At 68.6% G+C, this 1,810-nt stretch carries 1 protein-coding gene; it reads left to right on the forward strand.

What is annotated here, in order from left to right; genetic code table 11:
- On the forward strand, nt 1-1,810 hold a 1,810-nt coding region (locus AC2VNT_RS15175; protein WP_486947643.1), incomplete at both ends, for an RNA degradosome polyphosphate kinase.

Consider the following 1,810-nt stretch of genomic DNA (forward strand, 5'->3'; position numbering starts at 1 on the left):
CCCGGGTTCTGGCGCTTGCCGCAGACACCTCACTGCCCTTGCTGGAGCTGGCCAATTTACTGGCAATCTTCGCCTCCAACCTCGACGAGTTCTACATGGTCCGGGTCGCCGGCCTCAAGCGCCGCGACGAGATGGGCCTGTCGGTGCGTTCCGCCGACGGCCTCACCCCGCGCGAGCAGCTGCGCCGCATCGGTGAACAGACCCAGCAGCTCGCCTTCCGCCATGCCCAGGCGTTCCTGGAATCGGTGCGCCCGGCGCTGGCCGAGGAGGGCATCCACGTCGTCACCTGGGCCGATCTGGACCAGGCCGAGCGGGACAGGCTGTCGGTCTACTTTCACGACCAGGTGTTCCCGGTGCTCACCCCGCTGGCCGTCGACCCGGCGCACCCGTTCCCGTTCGTCAGCGGGCTCAGCCTGAACCTGGCGGTCACGGTGACCCGCTCGGACGACGGCGGCCAGCACTTCGCCCGGATCAAGGTGCCCGACAACGTCGACCGGTTCGTCGAGTTGGGCGCCCCGGCCGGCGACGACGGCGACGGCGACGACGGCGACAGCCCGGCTCAGATCCGCTTCCTGCCGATGGAGGAGCTGATCGCGGCTTTTCTGCCGGTGCTCTTCCCGGGCATGGAGATCGTCGAGCACCACGCGTTCCGGATCACCCGCAACGCCGACTTCGAGGTCGAGGAGGACCGCGACGAGGACCTGCTGCAGGCGCTGGAGCGCGAGCTGGCCCGCCGCCGGTTCGGGTCGCCGGTGCGCCTGGAGGTCGCCGACGACATGACCGAAGGCATGCTGGAGCTGTTGCTGCGCGAACTCGACGTGCACCCCGGTGACGTCATCGAGGTGCCCGGGCTGCTCGACCTGTCGGCACTGTGGCAGATCTACCGGCAGGACCGTCCGGCGCTCAAGGATCCCACCTTCGTTCCGGCCACCCACCCGGCGTTCGCCGAACGGGAGACCCCGAAGAGCATCTTCGCCACCCTGCGTGAGGGCGACGTGCTGGTGCACCACCCGTACGACTCGTTCTCCACCAGCGCGCAGCGCTTCATCGAGCAGGCGGCTGCCGATCCGGGCGTGCTGGCGATCAAGCAGACGCTGTATCGCACGTCGGGGGATTCGCCGATCGTCACCGCGCTGATCGACGCCGCCGAGGCCGGCAAGCAGGTGGTCGCACTGGTGGAGATCATGGCCCGCTTCGACGAGCAGGCCAACATCAAGTGGGCCCGCAAGCTGGAGCAGGCCGGGGTGCACGTGGTCTACGGGCTGCTCGGGCTGAAGACGCACTGCAAGACGGCGCTGGTGGTCCGCCGGGAGGGCTCCACCATCCGCCGGTACTGCCACATCGGGACCGGCAACTACAACAGCAAGACCGCCCGGCTCTACGAGGACGTCGGGCTGCTCACCGCCGATCCGGACATCGGCGCCGACCTGACCGACCTGTTCAACTCGCTCACCGGGTACTCGCGGAAGGTGTCCTACCGCAACCTGCTGGTGGCGCCGAACGGGGTGCGGTCCGGAATCATCGAACGCATCGAGCGGGAGGTGGCCGTGCACCGGGCGGACGGCGGCGGCCGGATCCGGTTCAAACTCAACTCGCTCGTCGACGAGCAGGTGATCGACGCGTTGTACCGGGCGTCGCGGGCCGGCGTCCGGGTGGAGTTGGTGGTCCGCGGTATCTGCGCACTCCGGCCGGGCGTCGACGGCTTCTCCGAGAACATCACCGCGCGATCGATTCTCGGCCGGTTCCTGGAGCATTCACGGATCTTCCACTGCCGGGCGATCGACGAGTTCTGGATCGGCAGCGCCGACAT

The organism is Mycobacterium sp. TH-M15, assembly GCF_057473705.1.